We start from the raw sequence: 20,295 nt of genomic DNA on the forward strand, positions 1-20,295 counted from the left end.
AACGAACAGGGCGGCTTATACGGATTTTTCGGGCAAAGGCAAGTGCAATCGGACCCGACGCAAACCGATGGTCGGCGTCGGGGGGGGGGGGCGTTACGGCAAGATGATCAAAGCGTCAGCGGATACTGGCGGTGCACCTTGGCGATCTCCGCCAGGACTTCGTGAGAGAGCGTCAGTTCGGCCGCGCCGATATCGATCTTCAGCTGCTCCATCGAGGTTGCGCCGATGATGACCGAGGCCATGAACGGCCTCGATCGGCAAAAGGCGAGCGCCATGGCCGCCGGGTCGAGGCCGTAGGTTGCGGCGATCTGCAGATAGGCTTTGGTCGCCGGTTCCTGCAACGGCTGCAGGCGGCCGCCGATATCGGGGTTGATCGAACCGCGCGAACCCTTCGGCCTGCCGCCATCTACATATTTGCCGGACAGGATGCCGCCGGCAAGCGGCGAATAGGCGAGCAGCCCGACATCCTCGTGATGTGAGAGTTCGGCGAGGTCGAGATCGAAATGACGGTAGAGCAGGTTATATTCGTTCTGGACGCTAGCAACGCGCGGCAGGCTCTTCTGTTCGGAAAGCGTCAGATATTTCTGTATGCCCCAGGTGGTTTCGTTGGAAAGGCCGATCGCGCGGATCTTGCCTTCCTGCACCAGCGCGCCGAGCGTTTCCAGGATGTCGAGCATGTTGGCGACGGCCTTGTCGCGATCCTGGTTGAAGGGATTGTAGCTCCAGTTCTGGCGGAAATGGAAATGGCCGCGGTTCGGCCAGTGGACCTGGTAGAGATCGACGTAATCGGTCTTCAGCCGCGCCAGGCTGGCCTCGAGCGCCAGTCGGATATTCTTTGCATCGGCGCCTTCGCCGCCGCGAATATAGTCGCGGCCGCGGCCTGCAACCTTGGTGGCGAGCACGATATCCCCGCGTTTGCCGGTCTTCTCGAACCAGCTGCCGATATAGTCTTCGGTCCAACCCTGCGTTTCGGCCGAAACCGGCGTGGTCGGATAAAGCTCGGCCGTGTCGAAGAAATTGACGCCTTTTTCGACGGCGTAGTCCATCTGCGCATGCGCGTCGGCTTCGCTGTTCTGCGAACCCCAGGTCATCGTGCCAAGGCAGATCTCTGAAACGGAAATCTCGGTGCGGCCTAGTGAATTGTACTTCATGGAAAAACCTTGGAAGAGAGGTGAAAGCCTTGGGAGGGTCCGCGCAAATCTAGGCTGGATTTGGCGGAGCGCAAGATCAAAAACCGGGCTTTTGCGCGCGTGCGAAAGGCTTTGCGGAGAAGGGGCCGCCACTTGACTCTGCCGGAAAGAATGTCAATTGGAGGCAAAACAGCCTCAAGGGGCGCAATCAGGGACATGAAAATGACCATCGCTTTCACTTTTCCCGGCCAGGGCAGTCAGGCCGTCGGCATGGGCAAGGATCTCGCCGAGAATTTTGCCGAAGCCCGCGCCGTCTTCGACGAGGTCGACGAGGCACTCGGTGAAAAGCTTTCGGACGTCATGTTCAATGGTCCCGAGGATACGTTGACCTTGACGGCGAACGCCCAGCCGGCGCTGATGGCCGTCTCGATCGCCGTCGTCCGCGTTCTCGAAGCCAAGGGGCTGGATCTGAAGTCCAAGGTCGCCTATGTCGCCGGCCACTCGCTCGGCGAATATTCGGCACTTTGCGCCGCCGGCACCTTCTCGCTCGCCGATACTGCGCGGCTTTTGCGCATCCGCGGCAATGCCATGCAGGCGGCCGTCCCCGTCGGCGTCGGCGCCATGGCCGCGATCATCGGCCTCGAACACGCCGACGTCGTTGCCGTCTGCGAGGCAGCGGCTGCCGTCGGCGCCTGTCAGATCGCCAACGACAATGGCGGCGGCCAGATCGTCATCTCGGGTGAGAAGGCAGCCGTCGAAAAGGCCGCCGGCCTTGCGACCGACAAGGGCGCCAAGCGCGCCATCCTGCTGCCGGTCTCCGCTCCCTTCCATTCGACGCTGATGGCGCCGGCCGCCGACGCCATGCGCGAAGCACTGGCAACGGTTTCGAAATCCGATCCGGTCGTGCCCCTCATTGCCAATGTGCGTGCCGCCCCCGTGACCGGCGCCGACGAGATCGCCGGCCTCCTGGTCGAGCAGGTCACCGGCCAGGTCCGCTGGCGCGAGACGGTGGAATGGTTCGCCGGAAATGGCGTCACGACGCTTTATGAACTCGGTTCCGGCAAGGTGCTGACCGGCCTTGCCCGTCGCATCGACAAGACGATCAACGGCATCTCCGTCAACGGTCCGGCGGATATCGACGCGGCCGTCGCCGCCCTCATGGCCTGATTGGTATCTCCAGATATAAGGAACGTTTCCATGTTCGATCTTTCCGGCCGCAAGGCTCTCGTCACCGGCGCATCGGGCGGTATCGGCGAGGAAATCGCCCGCCTTCTTCATAAGCAGGGCGCTATCGTCGGCCTCCACGGCACCCGCGTCGAGAAGCTGGAAGCGCTGGCCGCCGAACTCGGCGAGCGCGTCAAGATCTTCCCGGCCAACCTCTCCGACCGCGATGAGGTCAAGGCGCTCGGGCAGAAGGCCGAGGCCGACCTCGAAGGCGTCGACATTCTCGTCAACAATGCCGGCATCACCCGCGACGGCTTGTTCGTGCGCATGAGCGACGAGGACTGGGACAGCGTGCTCGAAGTCAACCTGACGTCGACCTTCCGCCTGACGCGCGAATTGACGCATCCGATGATGCGTCGCCGCTATGGCCGCATCATCAACATCACATCGGTCGTCGGCGTCACCGGCAATCCGGGCCAGGCCAATTACTGCGCCTCCAAGGCTGGCATGATCGGCTTCACCAAGTCGCTGGCGCAGGAAATTGCCACCCGCAACGTGACGGTCAACTGCGTGGCGCCCGGTTTTATCGAGAGCGCCATGACCGGCAAGCTGAACGACAAGCAGAAGGAAGCGATCATGGGAGCGATCCCGATGAAACGCATGGGTACGGGCGGCGAGGTCGCTTCGGCGGTCGCTTATCTTGCCTCCTCCGAGGCTGCTTACATGACGGGCCAGACGCTGCACGTAAACGGCGGCATGGCGATGATCTGAAACGACAAACTGTTGGCATGGGTATAATTCCGCCAATAGCATGTTGAGCAATCACGAACCGTTGATTTTCTGGCTTTGCGGCAGACATAAAGCATGTTAAGCGGGCCATGACTGTGAACAGTCGTCCCGAGAAAGCAGACGGACCGGCGGGCTTTTTGCAAGCCTGGGACATCTCTGAAGCCGGGTAAACGAGTTTGCCGAGGATGTCTGAAAACATCGCAGGCTGAAACAGGGTAAGGGTGCCGCAATGGCATTCCGATCAGGACATAAGGTCGAGGAAACCGACATGAGCGATATCGCAGAACGCGTAAAGAAAATTGTTATTGATCATCTTGGCGTCGATGCCGACAAGGTCGTCGAGAGCGCCAGCTTTATCGACGATCTGGGCGCTGACTCGCTCGACACGGTCGAACTTGTCATGGCTTTCGAAGAAGAATTCGGCGTTGAAATTCCTGACGACGCTGCCGACTCGATCCTGACGGTCGGCGATGCCGTGAAGTTTATTGAGAAGGCCCAGGCCTGATCCTGTGCATTTGAGAAAGGGCGGGCCTGGAGTCCGCCCTTTTCTTTTCGGCATATTTCTCCATAGAACATAAGAGACGGGGGGAAGCACGCGATGAGACGTGTCGTCATCACCGGTACCGGCATGGTATCACCCTTGGGATGCGGAACAGAGGTGACGTGGTCCCGGCTGCTTGCCGGCCAGAACGGCGCCCGCCTCGTCACCGAATTCGAAGTCGACGACCTTCCCGCCAAGATCGCCTGCCGTATCCCTGTCGGTGACGGCACCGACGGCACATTCAATGTCGATCAGTGGATGGAGCCGAAAGAACAGCGAAAGGTCGATCCCTTCATCATCTTCGGCATGGCCGCCGCCGACATGGCGCTTGCCGATGCCGGCTGGCACCCCGAGACCGATGAGGACCAGATCGCCACCGGCGTGCTGATCGGCTCCGGCATCGGCGGCATCGAAGGCATCGTCGAGGCGGGTTACACCCTGCGCGACAAGGGCCCGCGCCGCATTTCTCCCTTCTTCATTCCCGGCCGCCTGATCAACCTCGTCTCCGGCCAGGTCTCGATCCGCCACAAGCTGCGCGGCCCCAATCATTCGGTCGTCACCGCCTGCTCGACGGGCGCGCATGCGATCGGCGATGCCGCTCGGCTGATCGCGCTGGGTGACGCCGACGTCATGGTCGCCGGCGGCACGGAATCCCCGGTCAGCCGCATTTCGCTTGCCGGCTTCGCCGCCTGCAAGGCGCTGTCGACCCAGCACAATGACGACCCGCAAAAGGCTTCGCGCCCCTACGACCGCGACCGCGACGGCTTCGTCATGGGCGAGGGCGCCGGCATCGTCGTGCTCGAGGAACTGGAACACGCCAAGGCGCGCGGCGCCAGGATCTACGCCGAAGTCGTCGGCTACGGCCTGTCGGGCGATGCCTATCACATCACCGCGCCGTCCGAGGACGGCGAGGGCGCCGGCCGTTGCATGGCGATGGCGCTGAAGAGGGCCGGGCTGACGCCGGCCGATATCGATTACATCAACGCCCACGGTACTTCCACCATGGCCGATACGATCGAACTCGGCGCCGTCGAACGGCTGGTCGGCAATGCGGCGTCGAAGATCTCGATGTCCTCGACCAAGTCGGCGACAGGGCACCTTCTCGGTGCTGCCGGCGCCATCGAGGCGATCTTCACCACGCTCGCCATCCGCGACAATATCGCGCCGCCGACGCTCAATCTCGACAATCCCGAACGTGAGACGGCGATCGATCTTGTGCCGCACAAGGCGCGCGAGCGAGAAATCAATGTGGCGCTGTCCAATTCGTTCGGATTCGGCGGCACGAACGCGTCGCTCGTGCTGCGCCGCTACGCACAATAAGGGCCTCTACGCGGCGTAACGGGGGTCCCTTGCGCCGCAGGCCGGCCGTTCCCTACGTTGCGTAGCGGGACGTGCGGGAGCATAACGACCGGCAGCGGCGCCGTTGAACGGCGGCAGAACCTGCTTTTGCCGCATTGCTTCGCGAAATAGCGAAGTGAGGGTCAAGTTTTAGAGGATTGCCGGTGAGCGATACGACGAACCAGAGCAACGATACCCCGCAGGGCGAGAACGACCGGCAGGCACAGAAGGGACCGATCATCCCGAAGTCGCCGAGCGAAGCCCTGCGTCCGGAGCGCGTCCCGGAGCCGCCGAAGCGCTCCAAGAAAGCCCGCGGACAGGTGGTTCTTTTCCTCAACTTCATCATGACCATGGCGGTTCTGGTCTGCGTCGTCGCCGTCATCGGCTTCTACTACGCCACATCGACCTATCGAAACCCCGGTCCGCTGCAGACCAACACCAATTTCATCGTCCGCAACGGCGCTGGTCTGGCCGAAATCGCCTCGAACCTCGAGCGCAATGCGATCATCAGCGATGCCCGCATCTTCCGCTATCTCACGGCAACGCATCTTTCTGCCGGTGAGAGCCTGAAAGCGGGTGAATACGAGATCAAGGCGAGGGCTTCCATGAGCGATATCATGGAGCTTCTGAAATCGGGCAAGTCCATTCTCTATTCCGTTTCCTTCCCGGAGGGCCTGACGGTCCGCCAGATGTTTGACCGCATGCTGCAGGATACTGTGCTGGAAGGCGACTTGCCGGCCGCGCTGCCGACCGAGGGCAGCCTGCGTCCGGATACCTACAAATTCTCGCGCGGCACCAAACGCTCGGAAATCATCGACCAGATGGCGGCTGCGCAGCAGAAGCTCGTCGATCAGATCTGGGACAAGCGCGACTCCTCGCTGCCGCTGCGATCCAAGGAGGAGTTCGTGACGCTCGCCTCGATCGTCGAAAAGGAAACCGGCGTTCCCGACGAGCGTGCGCATGTCGCCTCCGTTTTCCTGAACCGGCTCGGCAAGGGCATGCGCCTGCAATCCGATCCGACGATCATCTACGGTCTCTTCGGCGGCGAGGGTAAACCGGCCGACCGGCCGATCTACCAGTCGGACCTGAAGCGGGACACGCCATACAATACCTATGTCATCAAGGGGCTGCCGCCGACGCCGATCGCCAATCCCGGCAAGGATGCGCTCGAAGCCGTCGCCAATCCCTGGAAGACGCAGGATCTCTATTTCGTTGCCGACGGCACCGGCGGCCATGTCTTTGCCGCCACGCTCGAGGAGCACAACGCCAACGTCAAGCGCTGGCGCAAGCTCGAAGCCGACAAGGGTTCGGATCCGAACATCGCAGTTGACGGCCAGCCGGAAGAGCAGCCGGCGGATAGTGGCGCGACCGTCGTGCCGCCGAAGAAAAAGAAGATCAACTGATACCTTCGGGAGGTTCGCATGGCTTTGCAGTCCATGACCGGTTTTGCGCGGCGCGAGGGAACGAGCGGCCGCTGGCGCTGGGCATGGGAACTGCGCTCGGTCAACGGCAAGGGCCTTGATCTGCGCCTCCGCCTGCCGCCCGGTCTCGAACGCATGGAGGCGGAGGTCCGCCGCCTCGCCGGCGAAAGCTTCAGCCGCGGCAACCTGCAGGCATCCCTATCCGTCACCGCCGACGAGAACCGCTTCGAGGCGGTGCTGAACAGGGAGGCGCTCGCCGCCGTGCTGGCCATGCGCGAGCAATTGGACGGGGTGATCGATCCGTCGCCGCTGAAGCTCGATACGCTGCTTCTGGTGCGCGGCATCGTGGAATTCCGCGAAGGCGAGGATGGCGAGGAGGCGCTTGCCGCCCGTGACGCCGATATCGCTGCCGGCCTGTTGGCCGCGCTTGCCGATCTTAGGGCGATGCGCGAACAGGAAGGGGCGGCGCTGACCCGCATTCTTCTCGACCATGTCGCGACGATCGAAGGCCTGGCATGGACGATCGAGGCCGATCCGTCGCGCTCGCCGCAGGAGATCGCTGCGCGGCTTGCCGGACAGGTCGCCTTGCTGATGGATGGCATGGCCGCGCTCGACCGCGACAGGCTGCATGCCGAAGCCGCGCTGCTGGCGACCAAGGCGGATCTGCGCGAGGAAATCGATCGTCTGAAGGCCCATATCGCCGCCGCGCGCGATCTTCTGGTGAAAGGTGGCCCTGCCGGGCGCCGGTTGGACTTCCTTGCACAGGAATTTAACCGCGAATCGAATACCATCTGTTCGAAGTCGAATGCCTCGGCAGTGACCGCTGCCGGCATCGAGCTGAAAGTCGTGATCGACCAGTTCCGCGAGCAGGTCCAGAATTTGGAGTAAGACATGAAACCGGCGAAAACTTCGCCCGTGCAGATCGCCCGCCGCGGTCTGATGCTTGTCATTTCGTCGCCATCGGGCGCCGGCAAGTCCACCATCGCGCGCACGCTGCTGGGGATCGACAAGAATATCGGCCTTTCCGTCAGCGTTACCACGCGCCCGCGCCGCCCGAGCGAGGTTGAGGGCGTGCATTACCACTTCAAGAGTGTGCGTGAGTTCGAGCGGCTGCGTGACAGCGATGCGCTGCTCGAATGGGCCGAGGTGCACGGCAATTTCTATGGCACGCCGCGCGAGCCGGTGGAGCAGGCCATGGCCGAAGGCCGCGACATGCTCTTCGATATCGACTGGCAGGGCGCCCAGCAATTGCAGGAGAAGATGTCGGCCGACGTCGTCTCGATCTTTGTGCTGCCGCCGACCATGACCGAACTGCAGTCGCGGCTGCATCGCCGCGCCGAGGATTCCGAAGAGGTCATCCAGACGCGCCTCGCCAACAGCCGCGCCGAGATCGCCCACTGGCGCGAATATGACTATGTCATCGTAAACGACGACCTCGACACCGCCTTCGACGCGGTTCAGTCGATCGTCAAGGCCGAACGCCTGCGCCGCGACCGCCGCCATGGCATGTTCGACTTCGTCCGCGGACTGCTGGAAGAAACGCCGTCGCTTTAGAGCAATTCCAGCAAAAGTGCACGGCGGTTTTGCGTCCGGAATTGCGTGAAAACAAAGAGATAGAGCATTTTCGTGATTCGAAGAAAAAATGGAAATGCTCTAGAACGGCTGGCTTTTCGCCGAGCTTTAGAGGCTGTTCGCCAACAGGCAGAACTCTTCGACGGAAAGGGTCTCGGCTCGCCGCGCCGGATCGATCCCGGCCTTGATGAGCAGGCGCTCACCGCCGAGCGGTTTCAGGCTTTGGCGCAGCATCTTGCGGCGCTGCCCGAAGGCGGCCTGCGTCACCTTTTCCAGATCGGCGACAGCGCAGGGGATGGGATTTTCGCGGGGTGTGAGATGCACGACCGTCGACGTCACCTTCGGCGGCGGTGTGAAGGCTTGCGGCGGCACGTCGAAAGCCATGCGGGCCTCTGTCCGCCAGCCGCAGAGCACGCCGAGACGGCCGTAGTGATCATCGTCTTCGCCAGCGACGATACGCTCGCCGACTTCCTTCTGAAACATCAGCGTCAGCGACTGCCAGAACGGCGGCCAGGCTTTCGGCAGCAGCCAATTGACCAAAAGCTGCGTGCCGACGTTGTAGGGCAGGTTGGCGATGATCTTGATCGGGCCTTCCGGCGCCAATGTCTCGAAATCCGTCTTCAGCGCGTCGCCTTCGATCACCTCGAGCCGGCCGGGATAATGATCGGCGATCTCGGCGAGCGCCGGCAGGCAGCGTGTATCCCGCTCGATGGCGATAACCTTCCTGGCGCCGAGCGCCAGGATCGCGCGGGTCAACCCGCCGGGGCCGGGGCCGACCTCGATGACGGTTGCCTCGTCAAGCGTCCCCGCCGTGCGGGCGATCTTCTGGGTGAGGTTGAGATCGAGCAGGAAGTTCTGCCCGAGCGCCTTGCGCGCATCGAGGCCGTGGCGTTGGATGACGTCACGAAGCGGTGGCAGACCGTCGAGTGCAGCCATCAGCGGCGGCTTTCGGCGCTGCGGCCAAGCTGGGCGGCGAGCTTCAGCGCGGCAATGAGGCTCTGCTCGCGCGCCAGTCCCTTGCCGGCGATGCCGAAAGCGGTGCCGTGATCCGGCGAGGTGCGCACGAAGGGAAGCCCGAGCGTCACGTTGACGCTGTCGTCGAAACCGAGTGCCTTGGCCGGGATCAGCGCCTGATCGTGATACATGCAGACGGCGACATCGTAACGCGCCCGCGCCTCGTCATGGAACATCGTATCGGCGGGCAGGGGGCCGATCGCATCGATGCCCTCGTCGCGCAGGCGCTCGATCGCCGGACGGATGATGTCCTCGTCCTCCCGGCCCATCGTCCCGCCTTCGCCCGCATGCGGGTTGAGGCCGGCAACGGCGAGCCGCGGCGCCTCGATGCCGAAGCGGTGCCTGAGGTCTTCATGGGCGACGCGGCAGGTTTCCACGATCAGTTCGCCGGTCAGCGCCTGCGGCACGTCCCGGACCGGAATGTGGATGGTGACGGGAATGGCCCGCAGTTTCGGACCGGACAGCATCATGACAGGCGTCACCGGCCGGCCCGTCGCCCTGGCGGCGAGATCGGCGAGAAATTCGGTATGGCCGGGAAACCGGAAACCCGCCTCGTAGAGCACGGCCTTGGCGATCGGGTTGGTCACGACCGCGAGCGCCTCGCCGCTGATGACGAGCGACACGGCTTTCTCGATCGATGCGATCGTGCCCTTCGCCGTAGCCGCATGCGGCTCGCCGGCCACCACTTCGATGCCGGCCGGGACGGTCATGACCGGCAGCGCGTCGGCAAATAGGCCGGCAGCCTCGCTGGCCGTGTGCGTCTCGCGGATCGAAACCGCCAGATTGAGCTGGCGGGCTCTCAGCGCCAGGACATCAGGATCGCCGATCAGGAAGAAAGGCGGCAGCCCAAGTTCGCGCCGCCGCAGCCACGCCATCAGCGTAATATCCGGCCCGATGCCGGCGGGGTCGCCCTGGCTCAGCGCAAGCGGTCGCGAAAACGGTGTCGCCATCGTCGGTCAGCGGTAGGCGATCTGCGCCTTTTTGCGCAGTTCATCCAGGTATTTCTTGCTGTTTTCGTTTTCCGGGCCGGCATCTTTTTTACCGGCCTTGGACTTGTCGAGATCTTCCTGGCGGAAGACCATTTCGGCGGCCTGATCGTCGGAGACCTGGCGCTGGCTGCAGATCGCCAGATATTCGACGCCCTTGTCGGTGACGCGGGTGCCCGTCGTATTGCCCTTGGCCTGCTCGACCAGCGGTTTCCAATCCGGCGGGATCTCGGGGGCGAGCATGCGGCCGAGATCGCGCACAGACACGTCGCGCATCGTCGCGGCAAAGACCTTTGCCTGATCACAGCCCGGAAATTTCGAGCGCGACGCCTCGGCCTCGCCCTTACGCTTGCCGGTGATCGCGCCGCGCTTGGCTTCAGGAATGACGAAGATGATCTGCTGCAGCATATATTCCGTCGTCACCGGCTTCTGTTTGTTGTTCTGCATCATGCGCGAGACGAGATCATAGTTCGACAGCCGCGAGGTCGAGCCGTAGCGCGCGTTGACGACGCGCGGCCAGCTCATCTGTACGGCGATGAAAGCCTTGAAATGATCGACGCCGACGCCGGCGCGATCGAGGATCTGCGACATTTGCTCGACGGAAAGCTTGTTGCCGCTCGAAAAGCGCGCGAAAGACGCATCGACGTCCTGCTGCGAAACCGACATATGGACGCGGGAGACCTCCTGCCGCTTGAGCGTCTCGTCGACCAATTGCTCCTGCGCAGTCTTCGCATCGGCCTTCGTGTGCTGCAGGCGCAGGAAGGCCTGGCGCTTGGCGACATCGCCGCTGGTGATGGCGGTGCCGTTGACCACGGCCTTGACTTCGCTTGCCGCAAGCGCGGGACCGGCGAGGCTTGTCAGCAATGCAAGCGCCGCCCCGGCGAGGAACGTGGTTATGGCTTTTTTCGCGTCAATCATCTGTTGACCTCCCAATAGCGCCGCGAGACGTGTTCGCGGCGTCCTTACCACAGTGCGAGACATGCAGAAATCGCTCCCGTCACGGCGCGAAACCCCTATGCCTCAGATATCGACTGGCGGCAATGTCCTGCACAGGCTTACGGCGAAAGAATGGCTTCAGGCGATGTTTGCGCCGCCTGCCGTCACTCCAGGCTGTCGGTGCCGATCTTGATGTCGCCGAGCGTGCGGAAGGTCAGCCGTGCGCCGATCGTCCAGTCGCTTGCCGTCTCGTCGTCGGAATCCCTGCTGTCGGTGTAGGCGATCGTGAAAATCGTGCACTCGTCGTCATAGGAGAGACCAAGCGTCCGGCGGCTGATCACATCATTATTCAGATCCCAGGCGATGCCGCCGAAAATCGCCCAGTAATCCTTGAACTTGATTCTGCTGCTGGTCTGGATCTCGTCATTGTCTTCGTCGAAGCCATATTCCGGCTGGGCGCTGAGATGGGTGAAGGTCACCTGCGTCGAGAAGGTGTCGTTCTGGTAAGCCGTCGTCAGGTCGCCGCGGCGGAAATCGAAATCCTTCTCGTCGAGGCGGTAGGAGGCGGTCACTGAAAGGCCGAACGGTGTCTCGACGCCGCCGAGGCCGACATAGTCGGAACGCGTGGTTTCAAGGCCGGAATCCGCGCCGACATTGACGAGATCATCGGTCGCAAATGAATTCTGACCGGCGATCTGGTAGGACTGGCCAAAAATGCCGTGCAGCTTGTAGCCGCTGTCGAACGTACCGGTGTACTGGACGCCGACATTGGCGCGGGTCCCGCCTTCGACGCGGTCGTAGCCCGAGAATTTGTCGCGGTCGAACAGTGAGGTGGCGTCGAAGACGAAGCTTTGCGCATCCTCGTTCGGCAGGCGGCCTGCCAGCTGCTCGTCGGGGCGGGCATAGATCTGTGCGATCGGCTCGAGAATATGCGTGCTGTTATCCGTCGTCATCAGGATCGGATAACGCATCTCCAGCCCGGCCGTGAACATCGAACGGGTGGCGGAATTGCCGTCGACATAGTTGCCGGTGTAGCCCGTGGGATCGTCCATGTTCAGCGCGAAGGCGTCGCCGCGCGCAGCCAGCAGCGGCGTGATCACCAGGCCGGTCGGCGTGACGTAGGTGCGCTTCCACTGCAGCTCGGCAGTCAGCCGCGAGGTCTGGCCCTTCAGGCCGCGGAAGCGGTCGAAGCCGTCGACGGTATAGAAGTCGTCATGGGTGCGCGAAATATTCGTCAGGTTGACATCGGCCGAAAGCTCGCCGCCGGCAAGCGGCTGCGGCGCCACATAGTGATAGTCCATCGCGGGATAGACGATCGCCTGCTTTTTCTCGGCCGTGTTCGTCCGGTCGGCATCCTGGACGTCGAAATAGAACGCCCGCATATCGAAATAATTGCGTTTTCCAAGCCCCGTCAGATAGATCTGGTTGGTCCGATCCGTGCTGCTCAGACCGCGCAGCTTGTAGGTGCGTGAAAAATTGTTGTCGCTCTGCATCATGACGTCCCAGCCGAACGTCCAGCGTGGATTGATGCGGAATTCGGCCTTCGACGCCACCATGCCACGCTGGCCGGCTTCGGCATCGCTGGTGCCGGAGCTGAAATTGTCCGGCTTTGCCTGGTCGATGCCGGCGACGCGCAGGATATGCGTGCCATTTTCGAAGCGCTGGCGGAATTCGCCTTCGACGAGGAAGCCCTGGGCCGTGTAGCCGGTGGCTGTGACCGTCGCGTCCATGCTCGGCGAGATCACGTAATAATAGGGAACGGAAAGCCCGAAGCCGAGATTCTGCGACAGGCTCATTGTCGGGAAGAGAAAGCCGGACTTGCGCTTCACCGTATTGTCGGGAACTTCCATGACCGGCACGAAGGCGATCGGATAACCGAGCAGCTCGAAGCGCGCGCGCTCCAGGCGGATCGTGTGCGTCACGCCGTTCTGGATCACGCGCTTGGCCTTGACCTGCCAGAAGGGCGCGCGTTTCGGATCTTCGGCGCAGGGAAGGCAGGCCGTGTAGACACCCTTGTTCAGAATCATCTGCGTGCCGCCGACACGCTCGCCGCTCTCGGCGACGATACGCGTATTGTCAGCCGTTTCGATGCGCAGTTCGTTCAGGAACCCGTCCGCGAAATTGTCGGTCACGTCAAGGTTGTCGGCATAGATGCGGTTGCCGTCGGGGCTGACCAGCTCGACATTGCCGAGCGCCATCATCCGGCCGGTCTTCTGATTGTACTCGACCTTCTGTGCGACCATTTTGTAGCCGCCATAATTGATCTGAACGCCGCCGACCGCCGACACCAACTGGGCGTCGCGATTGTAGAGGAGTTCGTTGGCCGAAAGCAGAAGCTTCGCCCCTTCAGGAATCTTATTCTTTATCGTTTGTTCGGGCGCGCTGGCCTGGCCGTAAGAGGCCGGGGCGCTGCCGAAATAGGAAGATACAGTCGCGCCGACAAGCAGGGCAACCAGCTGTTTACTAAAATACTTGCGGTCGCCTGCCGCCACTAGCCGTCCTCCTGATGAAGCAGAATAGTCGCACCCAAGGCCAGCGCGACGACCACCGGTATCCACGTCGCCACGAAGGGAGGCACGACTCCACTGCTTCCGAATGCCTTTACAAGCACGGTGATGACATAAAGCATGAAGCCCGAGAGGATGCCACCCAGAATCACGGAGCGAGATTGGTTGAACCGGCTAAATTTTAGGGACACTGTTGCAGCAATGAGAGTCATGGCCACCAGCAGCAATGGCTGGGACAACAGGGAGTTGAATTGCGTCTCCAACGCCTTGGTTGAAATACCGAAGGATTTGGCAGCCGCAATCCGGTTGGAAAGGTCAAAGAAACCAATTGTTTCCGGCGCTGTCAGCCGCTCCTGGACGAAATCCTGTTTCAGATTGGTGCGAAGTTGAACCGAAGCTTTACGCAGGGGGATTTCGCCAGGCTTACGCTCGACGACGTTGTTAAGTTGCCAGTAACCATCTTCCAATTTTGCCGTGGCGGCATCCTGTCTCAGAATGACCTGACCACCTGAATCGAAATGGATCAGCACGGCGTCGATCAGCTTGGTTCCGTTCTCCTGAACCGTCTGAGCGCCGATGATGACATCGTCTCGGCCACTGATCTGGCGCAGCCACGGAATCTGCGGCGCCTTGCGCAGGACCGCGTTCTCGCCGCGCCAGTCGGATTCGACCAGCAGCGCCTGGCGCTGTCCCCAGGCCGCGAGCGGATTGAGCGCCGTCATCGTCAGCAGGCCGAGCGCCAGCGAGCCGGCGATGAAGGGGAACATGAACTGCCAGACCGAAATGCCGGCTGCGCGCGTGACGACCAGCTCATATTTGCGGTTGAGCCCGATCAGCACCGTCATGCCGACGAACAGCGCGATGAACGGCACGGTCTGCTGCAGGATGAGCGGCAGGCGCACGGCGGTCATCAGGATGCCGCCGCTGATCGTGTAGCCGGGCAGGCCGGACATGCGGCCCGCCGTCTCGCTGAAATCGAGCAGGAAAGAAATCGCCGAGACGCCGATCAGGAACCAGCCCGTCGTCGCCAGGTAGCGGCGAAAGAAATAACGCGACAATGTCCCGAACATCATTGGGCAGTGTCCCCGCCGGTCCTGCCGGTGGCGGCAAGCAGTCTTTCCTGCGTTCGTCTCCAGAAGGACGACATCCGGTCCCGAACGAACGACGGCATGACCAGTCGTTTGTGCAGGCCGAGGAAGACGATCGAGATGATGCTGCTGACGATCGGGATGGCGTAGAGGACGGCAATATATTCAGGGTCGGTGTCGATCTGATTGGCCGCGTAGAAGGCCGCCCATCGCATCGCGAAGGCATAGGCAAGCGCGCTCACCATCGGATGCAGCCGCGCTTCGCGGTGCGAGCGCGCGTCGCCGGCGATCGCCAGCGAAAACAGGGCAAAGACGACCGGCAGGATCCAGTCCGTCAACCGGCGGTGCAGTTCGGCGCGATAGCTCTGCGGCCGGATCGTATAGTCCTTGTCGGCCGGATCCGGGTTGAACAGGAACCACAGATCACGGTCGCTGGCGCGCAGGGTCGCCTGGCCGCGATTCTCGGTCATGTCGGAGAGGTCGAAGGAATAAGAATCGAAATTGATCACCGAGACATTGCCATCGGGCGTTTTGCGGTGCACTTCGCCCTCATGCATGATCAGCGTCGTGCCCGTATCGTCGACGGCGCCTTCCTTCGCATAATAGATCAGTTCGTAGGCCGGATCGCGCTCGTCGGCGACGAACAGGCCTTTCAGCATGCGGCCGGCCATCCGCTTCGAGATCTGCACATAAAGGCCTTCATCGAGCTTGCGGAAGGTCTTTTCTTCGATCACCGAAGACAGCAGGTCGGCATAGGTCTCGGCGATCATCTGGCGCACGACGGTCTTTGCACGCGGCTCGACGACGTTGTCGACGAAGAAGGAAAAGACGCTGATGACGGCGGCAAGCAGCAGGATCGGGCGGATCAGCACACTGCGCCGCGCCCCGGCCGCGTCGATGACGGTGAGCTCGGAATCGTTGTTCATCGTCGTCAGCGTCTGGGTGACCGCGATGACGAGTGCGAAGGGCAGCACGACGGGAATGATCGACGGCAGAATCATCGTCGCGAGCTTGGCGAACGAGCCGATCGACTGGCCGCTGTCGGTGACCAGGTTGATGCGCTGCAGAACCTGTGTCGTCCAAATGATCGCCAGAACGGGCAGGAGCGCCACGAGAAACATCTGGCCGACGCGCCGCAATATGTATGTCTCGAGTAGTTTCATGCCTGCCCTTGAAAGCACCTGCACGCCCAAACGGCTTTGCAGGAGAATCCCTCTACGCTCTTTGTCGCGCTTTTGCGACAAGCTGGTGTCAAAAATTCATTCAAATTTCAGAATTTTTTTGATGCTGTTGCGACTCAGTTAACGCCAGCAGTGCGGCGAAGACGACCAGCGAGGAAAGCCATCCGAGAACGACGTCGGAGAGGTAGTGCGCGCCGAAGGATAGCCGCATCGCCGGCGTGAGGATGGAGATCGCCGCCACCGGCGGCACCAGCGCGTAACGCAGGGATTTCGGAACGAAGATCAGAAGGCAGAAGAGCCAGCCGGCGCTTGCTGCCTCGCCTGATATGAACGAGCAATTCGAAACGCATTTTCCGGCAAGCGAACCCGCCTCGGCGAAATGCAGCGCACCGCCGAAAATATCCGTCTGTATCGGCCGCGGCCGGCCCCAATGTTCTTTCAGCACGACATTGACGAGCAGCACCGGTCCGATCAGCAGCGTTCCGAGTGCGACCTTGAGCTTGCGGGCCCGATCTGCGTTGAAGGTCGCGCCATGCTGCTGGTAGCATTCGATGATTTTCCACACCATCACGATCGCGACGACATAGGGCAGGCGGAAAAAGATGGTGCGTAGCAGATCGAAGGTCGCGACGTCGCGATAGGGAAAGCCGCCGCAGATGCTCCCGGCGGCGGCAGTCGCATCGCAATCTGTGGCCACGAAAAAAAGCTGGGAAAAATAGATGTCTATTCCGGGGAATGCGCGGAAGACGGCAAGCAGCGCCCACCACGTCCAGAACAGCAGCATGAACGCGCCGAAAGTCGTTTTCGGCAGGCGGATTGCGAGCCCCCGCCATCGATTTTTCGAAAAAACTGTCAACGCGAATATCTACGAAACTGACGAAAACATGAGGGCCGTGATGGCCGCGGGCGACCATAACAATTGTCGCAAGCCATTGACAGACCCGCCAAACGCGAAATTATCCGCCAGGGACGGATTTCAAAGAATCCCAGCGGAGAAGACATGTCAGCAAAGTTGGAAATTTCATTCGCAAAGTCGGCAAAGCTCAATGGCGGCCTGTCGATCCTGTTGAAGACCGTGGAGGCCGACAGCGCTGCCGGCGCCGAAACGGTCGACCCGGCAGGCGTGATCGTCAAGGCTGCCAGGATCGCCCGATTCTCCGCGAAATCCATGAGCGCTCTCGATATCGTCGCCCCCGAAGGCGCGCCCGTCGAGCGCATCGTCGTCATCGGGCTTGGCAAGGCCGCCGAACTCACCGCCCATGACTGGCTGAAGGCCGGCGGTGCCGCGGCATCGAGAATCAAGAATACCGACAAGGCCGCTGTCTTCATCGACGTGCCTGGGCTCGAGACGAGCGCGCGGGCCGCCGCCGACTTCGCGCTCGGCATGCTGCTGCGCGCCTATAGCTTCGATACCTACAAGACAAAGAAGGGCGACGAGGAGGAGAAGCCGGCGAAATCTGTCAAGGTGACGATCGTCACCGCCGATGCGGCTGGTGCCAAGAAGGCGTTTTCCGATTCCGAAGCGGTTGCCGGCGGCGTCAATCTGGCCCGTGACCTCGTCAACGAACCGCCGAATGTGCTCGGGCCCGTCGAGTTCGCCGCCAAGGCGAGAGAGCTGGAAAAGCTCGGCGTCGAAGTGGAAATCCTGACCGAGAAGGAGATGCGCCGTCTCGGCATGGGCGCCCTTCTCGGCGTCGCCCAGGGCTCCGTGCGCCCGCCGCGCCTGGCGGTCATGCAGTGGAAGGGCGGCAAGGCCAAGGATCGTCCCGTCGCCTTCGTCGGCAAAGGCGTGGTCTTCGATACCGGCGGCATTTCGATCAAGCCGGCCGCCGGCATGGAGGACATGAAGGGTGATATGGGCGGGGCGGCAGCCGTCACCGGCCTCATGCATGTGCTCGCCTCGCGCAAGGCCGCCGTCAACGCCGTCGGTATCATCGGCCTGGTCGAGAACATGCCCGACGGCAACGCCCAGCGTCCGGGCGACATCGTCACCTCGATGTCCGGCCAGACGATCGAGGTGATCAACACCGATGCCGAGGGCCGCCTCGTGCTCTGCGATGCGCTCTGGTACTGCAACGATCGTTTCAAGCCGCAGTTCATGATCAATCTCGCCACGCTGACCGGCGCGATCGTCGTGGCGCTCGGCAACGTGCATGCCGGGCTGTTCTCCAATGACGACCAGCTTTCCGCCCGGCTGACGGCAGCCGGCCTTTCGAGCAATGAGAAGCTCTGGCGCATGCCGCTCGGCCGGGACTACGACAAGCTGATCGACAGCAAGTTCGCCGACATGAAGAATACCGGCGGCCGGCAGGCCGGCTCGATCACGGCGGCGCATTTCCTCAAGCGCTTCGTGCAGGACACGCCCTGGGCGCATCTCGACATTGCCGGCACGGCGATGGGCTCGCCGCAGGACGAGATCAACCAGTCCTGGGGTTCCGGTTTCGGTGTGCGCCTGCTCGATGAGCTCGTCCGCGCCCATTATGAATCCTGATGACGGACGTTCTCTTCTATCATCTGACCGAAAGCCGGCTGGAGGACGCGCTTCCGCCGCTCATCGACAAAAGCGTCGAGCGCGGCTGGCGCGTTGCCGTCCAGACGCATGAGCCGGCGCGGCGCGATGCTCTCGATCAGCATCTTTGGACGTTCCGCGAGGAGAGCTTCCTGCCGCACGGCACCGACGAGGCCGATTTCGCCGAAAGCCAGCCGGTGCTTTTGACGGTGACGTCAGACAATGCCAATGCGGCGACCGTGCGTTTCATCGTCGACGGCGCCGAGCCGCCGCCGGCCGATGCCTATGAGCGCATCGTCTTCATGTTCGACGGTCATGACCAGGAGCAACTGGAAGCCGCCCGTGCGCAATGGAAGAAGCTGAAAGGTGAGGGGCATAACCTCACCTATTGGCAGCAGACGCCGGAGGGGCGGTGGGAGAAGAAGGCCTGACGCTGTAAGATTTTGAATTGCTGTACGAAGTCTTCCGACGTCGTTCTCAGCGGCCGTCGGAAGCCGTTATCCTTTCGACCCTTTGTCCTCGTCGAGGTTCGTCAGGATGTTGAGGGGGACGATCCCTCCCGCATCTTCCGACGGATTGAGCGCCTCCACTGCCAAAACCCGCTTTCCGCTCGGACTGACAAAAGCGAATGCCCACGCGCTGTCGGCAAAAGTGCTGACCGGCATTTCCGCCCAGCCGGCTTGATGGACAAGGCGTTCGGCATAATAGGCCTTGATGCTTTGCGGGCTGGTGGTGCTGGCGAGATTGCGCGCCAGGACACGCACGGATTTCTCTCCGAACCGCCCTTCCAGTTGGTCCAGTACCTTTTTGGTGGCCTGCCAATCCTGGGCCTGGGTCGCAGATCCGAAGGAATATTCCTCGGATCGGGAAACGCCCGGTGCATCAGGAGGCATGACGACCTGTTCGCCCGAACATGCTGCAAGGCCGAGAAGCGGCACCACAAGGATGCCAATCTTCAACACGCGGAAAAATCGGCCCTTGCGGCGGATTTTGTTGCTCATGAGCGGCTGCCCCCGAACACTATTGCACATAGGCCGGCAAATCTTGCCGGTTTCTATGACGTTATTGCGACCCTCAGTCGTGGAATGCGTCGACGAACTTCCGCTTGCCGAGCATGAAGGCGTCGGCGACGTGGCGCAGCGGCGCGAGGTCGACATCCGATCTGCCGGCTTTGACGATTTCGGCGAAGCGACGGTAGAGCGAAGGATATTCCTGCTCCGGTTCGGCGAATGTCAGCGCACCGTTGATGGAAAGCTTGGCGCCGCCCTCGGAAAGCACCATCTGGCCGGCGGCCGTCTCCGCGACGATGTCCCAGCTCTGCTTGCCGGTCTGGCGCCAGTCGAATTCGGCATGAACCGGCAGGCCGTCGGCATTGCGGAAGTGGATGTCGGCCGCGATCGGCGCATCGCGATTCTCGGGAAACTCGAGAACGGCCTCGGTGATGAAGATCGGCCGCGGCAGGATATGGGTGACGATCGACAGCGCATTGATGCCGGGATCGAAGACGCCGAGGCCGCCGGCCTGCCAGATCCAATCCTGGTTCGGATGCCAGTGGCGGACATCCTCCTTCCAGATCACATGCACGCTTTCAATCGTCGTCGAGGCAAGAAACGCCTTCGCGGCCTCGACGCCCGGCGCATAGCGGGAATGCCAGCTGGCAAAGAGCGACGCGCCCTGCTTGCTCGCAAGCGCCTCGAGATCGGCCACTTCGCTGAGCGTGGCGCCGGGCGGCTTTTCCAGGAAGACATGCTTGCCGGCGACAAGTGCCTTGTAGGCTGCCTCATAGCGATATTGCGGCGGCATGCAGAGCGAAACCGCATCGATCGACGGCTCGGCGTCGAGCATCGCCTCGATCGTGGTGTAGCTCGTGACGCCTTCGACCGTGCCGTGGCGGCTCGCCGTGGCGACGAGCTTAAAATCCGGGTTCTTGGCGATAGAGGGAAGATGCTGGTCGCGGACGATCTTGCCGACGCCGACGATGGCGAGGTTGATAGGGGACATGGTGTTTCGCTCGAGCCTGTTAAAAAGTATGATTTATTGAGCCTGTTTGTAGCAGAAAGAGGCGCGCCGACAAGCTCTCCTCCTCCAATTCTGTTGTATCCTAATACATGTTGCCCGG

At 61.9% G+C, this 20,295-nt stretch carries 19 protein-coding genes; 9 read left to right on the forward strand and 10 right to left on the reverse strand.

Annotated elements, in window-relative coordinates; all coding sequences use genetic code 11:
- Positions 1-107 precede the first annotated feature (107 nt).
- Positions 108-1,151 (reverse strand): aldo/keto reductase, encoded by a 1,044-nt coding sequence (locus tag FHT79_RS20000; protein WP_097595054.1) that lies wholly within the window; start codon positions 1,149-1,151, stop codon positions 108-110.
- Positions 1,152-1,352: 201 nt separating this feature from the next.
- On the opposite strand from FHT79_RS20000, the gene fabD reads away from it, so the two are divergent.
- The 7 genes from fabD (at position 1,353) to gmk (ending at position 7,937) form a co-directional block, all read left to right on the forward strand.
- Positions 1,353-2,297 carry an ACP S-malonyltransferase gene (gene fabD / locus FHT79_RS20005; RefSeq protein WP_097595056.1) on the forward strand — a complete coding sequence of 315 codons (945 nt, stop codon included), beginning with the start codon at positions 1,353-1,355 and terminating at the stop codon, positions 2,295-2,297.
- A 30-nt stretch (positions 2,298-2,327) separates the two neighbouring features.
- The gene (gene fabG, locus FHT79_RS20010; RefSeq protein WP_028756972.1) at positions 2,328-3,065 is read left to right on the forward strand and encodes a 3-oxoacyl-[acyl-carrier-protein] reductase; all 738 of its coding nucleotides are present in this window, start codon (positions 2,328-2,330) and stop codon (positions 3,063-3,065) included.
- Positions 3,066-3,351: 286 nt separating this feature from the next.
- Positions 3,352-3,588 (forward strand): acyl carrier protein, encoded by a 237-nt coding sequence (locus FHT79_RS20015; RefSeq protein WP_003547058.1) that lies wholly within the window; start codon positions 3,352-3,354, stop codon positions 3,586-3,588.
- 93 nt (positions 3,589-3,681) lie between these two features.
- Positions 3,682-4,944, forward strand: a complete 1,263-nt coding sequence (gene fabF / locus FHT79_RS20020) for a beta-ketoacyl-ACP synthase II (RefSeq protein WP_028756973.1) — start codon at positions 3,682-3,684, stop codon at positions 4,942-4,944.
- Between the two features lie 182 nt (positions 4,945-5,126).
- Positions 5,127-6,365 (forward strand): endolytic transglycosylase MltG, encoded by a 1,239-nt coding sequence (gene mltG / locus FHT79_RS20025; RefSeq protein ID WP_028756974.1) that lies wholly within the window; start codon positions 5,127-5,129, stop codon positions 6,363-6,365.
- An 18-nt stretch (positions 6,366-6,383) separates the two neighbouring features.
- Positions 6,384-7,271 carry a YicC/YloC family endoribonuclease gene (locus FHT79_RS20030; RefSeq protein WP_097595058.1) on the forward strand — a complete coding sequence of 296 codons (888 nt, stop codon included), beginning with the start codon at positions 6,384-6,386 and terminating at the stop codon, positions 7,269-7,271.
- A gap of 3 nt (positions 7,272-7,274) precedes the next feature.
- Positions 7,275-7,937: a guanylate kinase gene (gmk, locus tag FHT79_RS20035; protein WP_028756976.1), complete on the forward strand. Its 663-nt coding sequence runs from the start codon at positions 7,275-7,277 to the stop codon at positions 7,935-7,937.
- 126 nt (positions 7,938-8,063) lie between these two features.
- Here the strand turns inward: gmk and rsmA are convergent, their stop codons facing one another.
- From rsmA to FHT79_RS20070, 7 genes are all read right to left on the reverse strand, one after another.
- Positions 8,064-8,891, reverse strand: a complete 828-nt coding sequence (gene rsmA, locus FHT79_RS20040) for a 16S rRNA (adenine(1518)-N(6)/adenine(1519)-N(6))-dimethyltransferase RsmA (protein ID WP_047616321.1) — start codon at positions 8,889-8,891, stop codon at positions 8,064-8,066.
- Positions 8,891-9,919 carry a 4-hydroxythreonine-4-phosphate dehydrogenase PdxA gene (gene pdxA, locus FHT79_RS20045; RefSeq protein WP_097595059.1) on the reverse strand — a complete coding sequence of 343 codons (1,029 nt, stop codon included), beginning with the start codon at positions 9,917-9,919 and terminating at the stop codon, positions 8,891-8,893. Before pdxA ends, rsmA begins: the two co-directional genes overlap by 1 nt.
- 6 nt (positions 9,920-9,925) lie before the next feature.
- Positions 9,926-10,873: a peptidylprolyl isomerase gene (locus tag FHT79_RS20050; protein WP_097595060.1), complete on the reverse strand. Its 948-nt coding sequence runs from the start codon at positions 10,871-10,873 to the stop codon at positions 9,926-9,928.
- A 182-nt stretch (positions 10,874-11,055) separates the two neighbouring features.
- Positions 11,056-13,383 (reverse strand): LPS-assembly protein LptD, encoded by a 2,328-nt coding sequence (locus FHT79_RS20055; protein ID WP_028756980.1) that lies wholly within the window; start codon positions 13,381-13,383, stop codon positions 11,056-11,058.
- A complete protein-coding gene (lptG, locus tag FHT79_RS20060) occupies positions 13,383-14,471 on the reverse strand; it encodes an LPS export ABC transporter permease LptG (protein WP_028756981.1) in 1,089 nt (362 codons plus the stop codon). The genes FHT79_RS20055 and lptG overlap by 1 nt, the downstream gene beginning before the upstream one ends.
- On the reverse strand, positions 14,468-15,649 hold the full coding sequence (gene lptF / locus FHT79_RS20065; RefSeq protein WP_097595146.1) for an LPS export ABC transporter permease LptF: 1,182 nt from the start codon (positions 15,647-15,649) through the stop codon (positions 14,468-14,470). The genes lptG and lptF overlap by 4 nt, the downstream gene beginning before the upstream one ends.
- A gap of 100 nt (positions 15,650-15,749) precedes the next feature.
- On the reverse strand, positions 15,750-16,523 hold the full coding sequence (locus tag FHT79_RS20070) for a phosphatase PAP2 family protein (RefSeq protein ID WP_097595061.1): 774 nt from the start codon (positions 16,521-16,523) through the stop codon (positions 15,750-15,752).
- A 144-nt stretch (positions 16,524-16,667) separates the two neighbouring features.
- On the opposite strand from FHT79_RS20070, the gene FHT79_RS20075 reads away from it, so the two are divergent.
- Both FHT79_RS20075 and FHT79_RS20080 read left to right on the forward strand, forming a co-directional pair.
- Positions 16,668-18,158, forward strand: coding sequence for a leucyl aminopeptidase (locus tag FHT79_RS20075; protein ID WP_097595062.1), 1,491 nt, complete (start codon positions 16,668-16,670; stop codon positions 18,156-18,158).
- Positions 18,158-18,607, forward strand: coding sequence for a DNA polymerase III subunit chi (locus FHT79_RS20080; protein ID WP_183903991.1), 450 nt, complete (start codon positions 18,158-18,160; stop codon positions 18,605-18,607). The genes FHT79_RS20075 and FHT79_RS20080 overlap by 1 nt, the downstream gene beginning before the upstream one ends.
- Before the next feature lie 66 nt (positions 18,608-18,673).
- Here the strand turns inward: FHT79_RS20080 and FHT79_RS20085 are convergent, their stop codons facing one another.
- Positions 18,674-19,177, reverse strand: coding sequence for a hypothetical protein (locus tag FHT79_RS20085; RefSeq protein WP_028758449.1), 504 nt, complete (start codon positions 19,175-19,177; stop codon positions 18,674-18,676).
- 73 nt (positions 19,178-19,250) lie between these two features.
- Entirely contained in the window at positions 19,251-20,177 is a 927-nt protein-coding gene (locus FHT79_RS20090) for a Gfo/Idh/MocA family oxidoreductase (RefSeq protein ID WP_028758450.1), read from the reverse strand.
- Positions 20,178-20,295 lie beyond the last annotated feature (118 nt).

Source organism: Rhizobium sp. BK212 (assembly GCF_014197475.1).
Taxonomy (GTDB): domain Bacteria; phylum Pseudomonadota; class Alphaproteobacteria; order Rhizobiales; family Rhizobiaceae; genus Rhizobium; species Rhizobium anhuiense.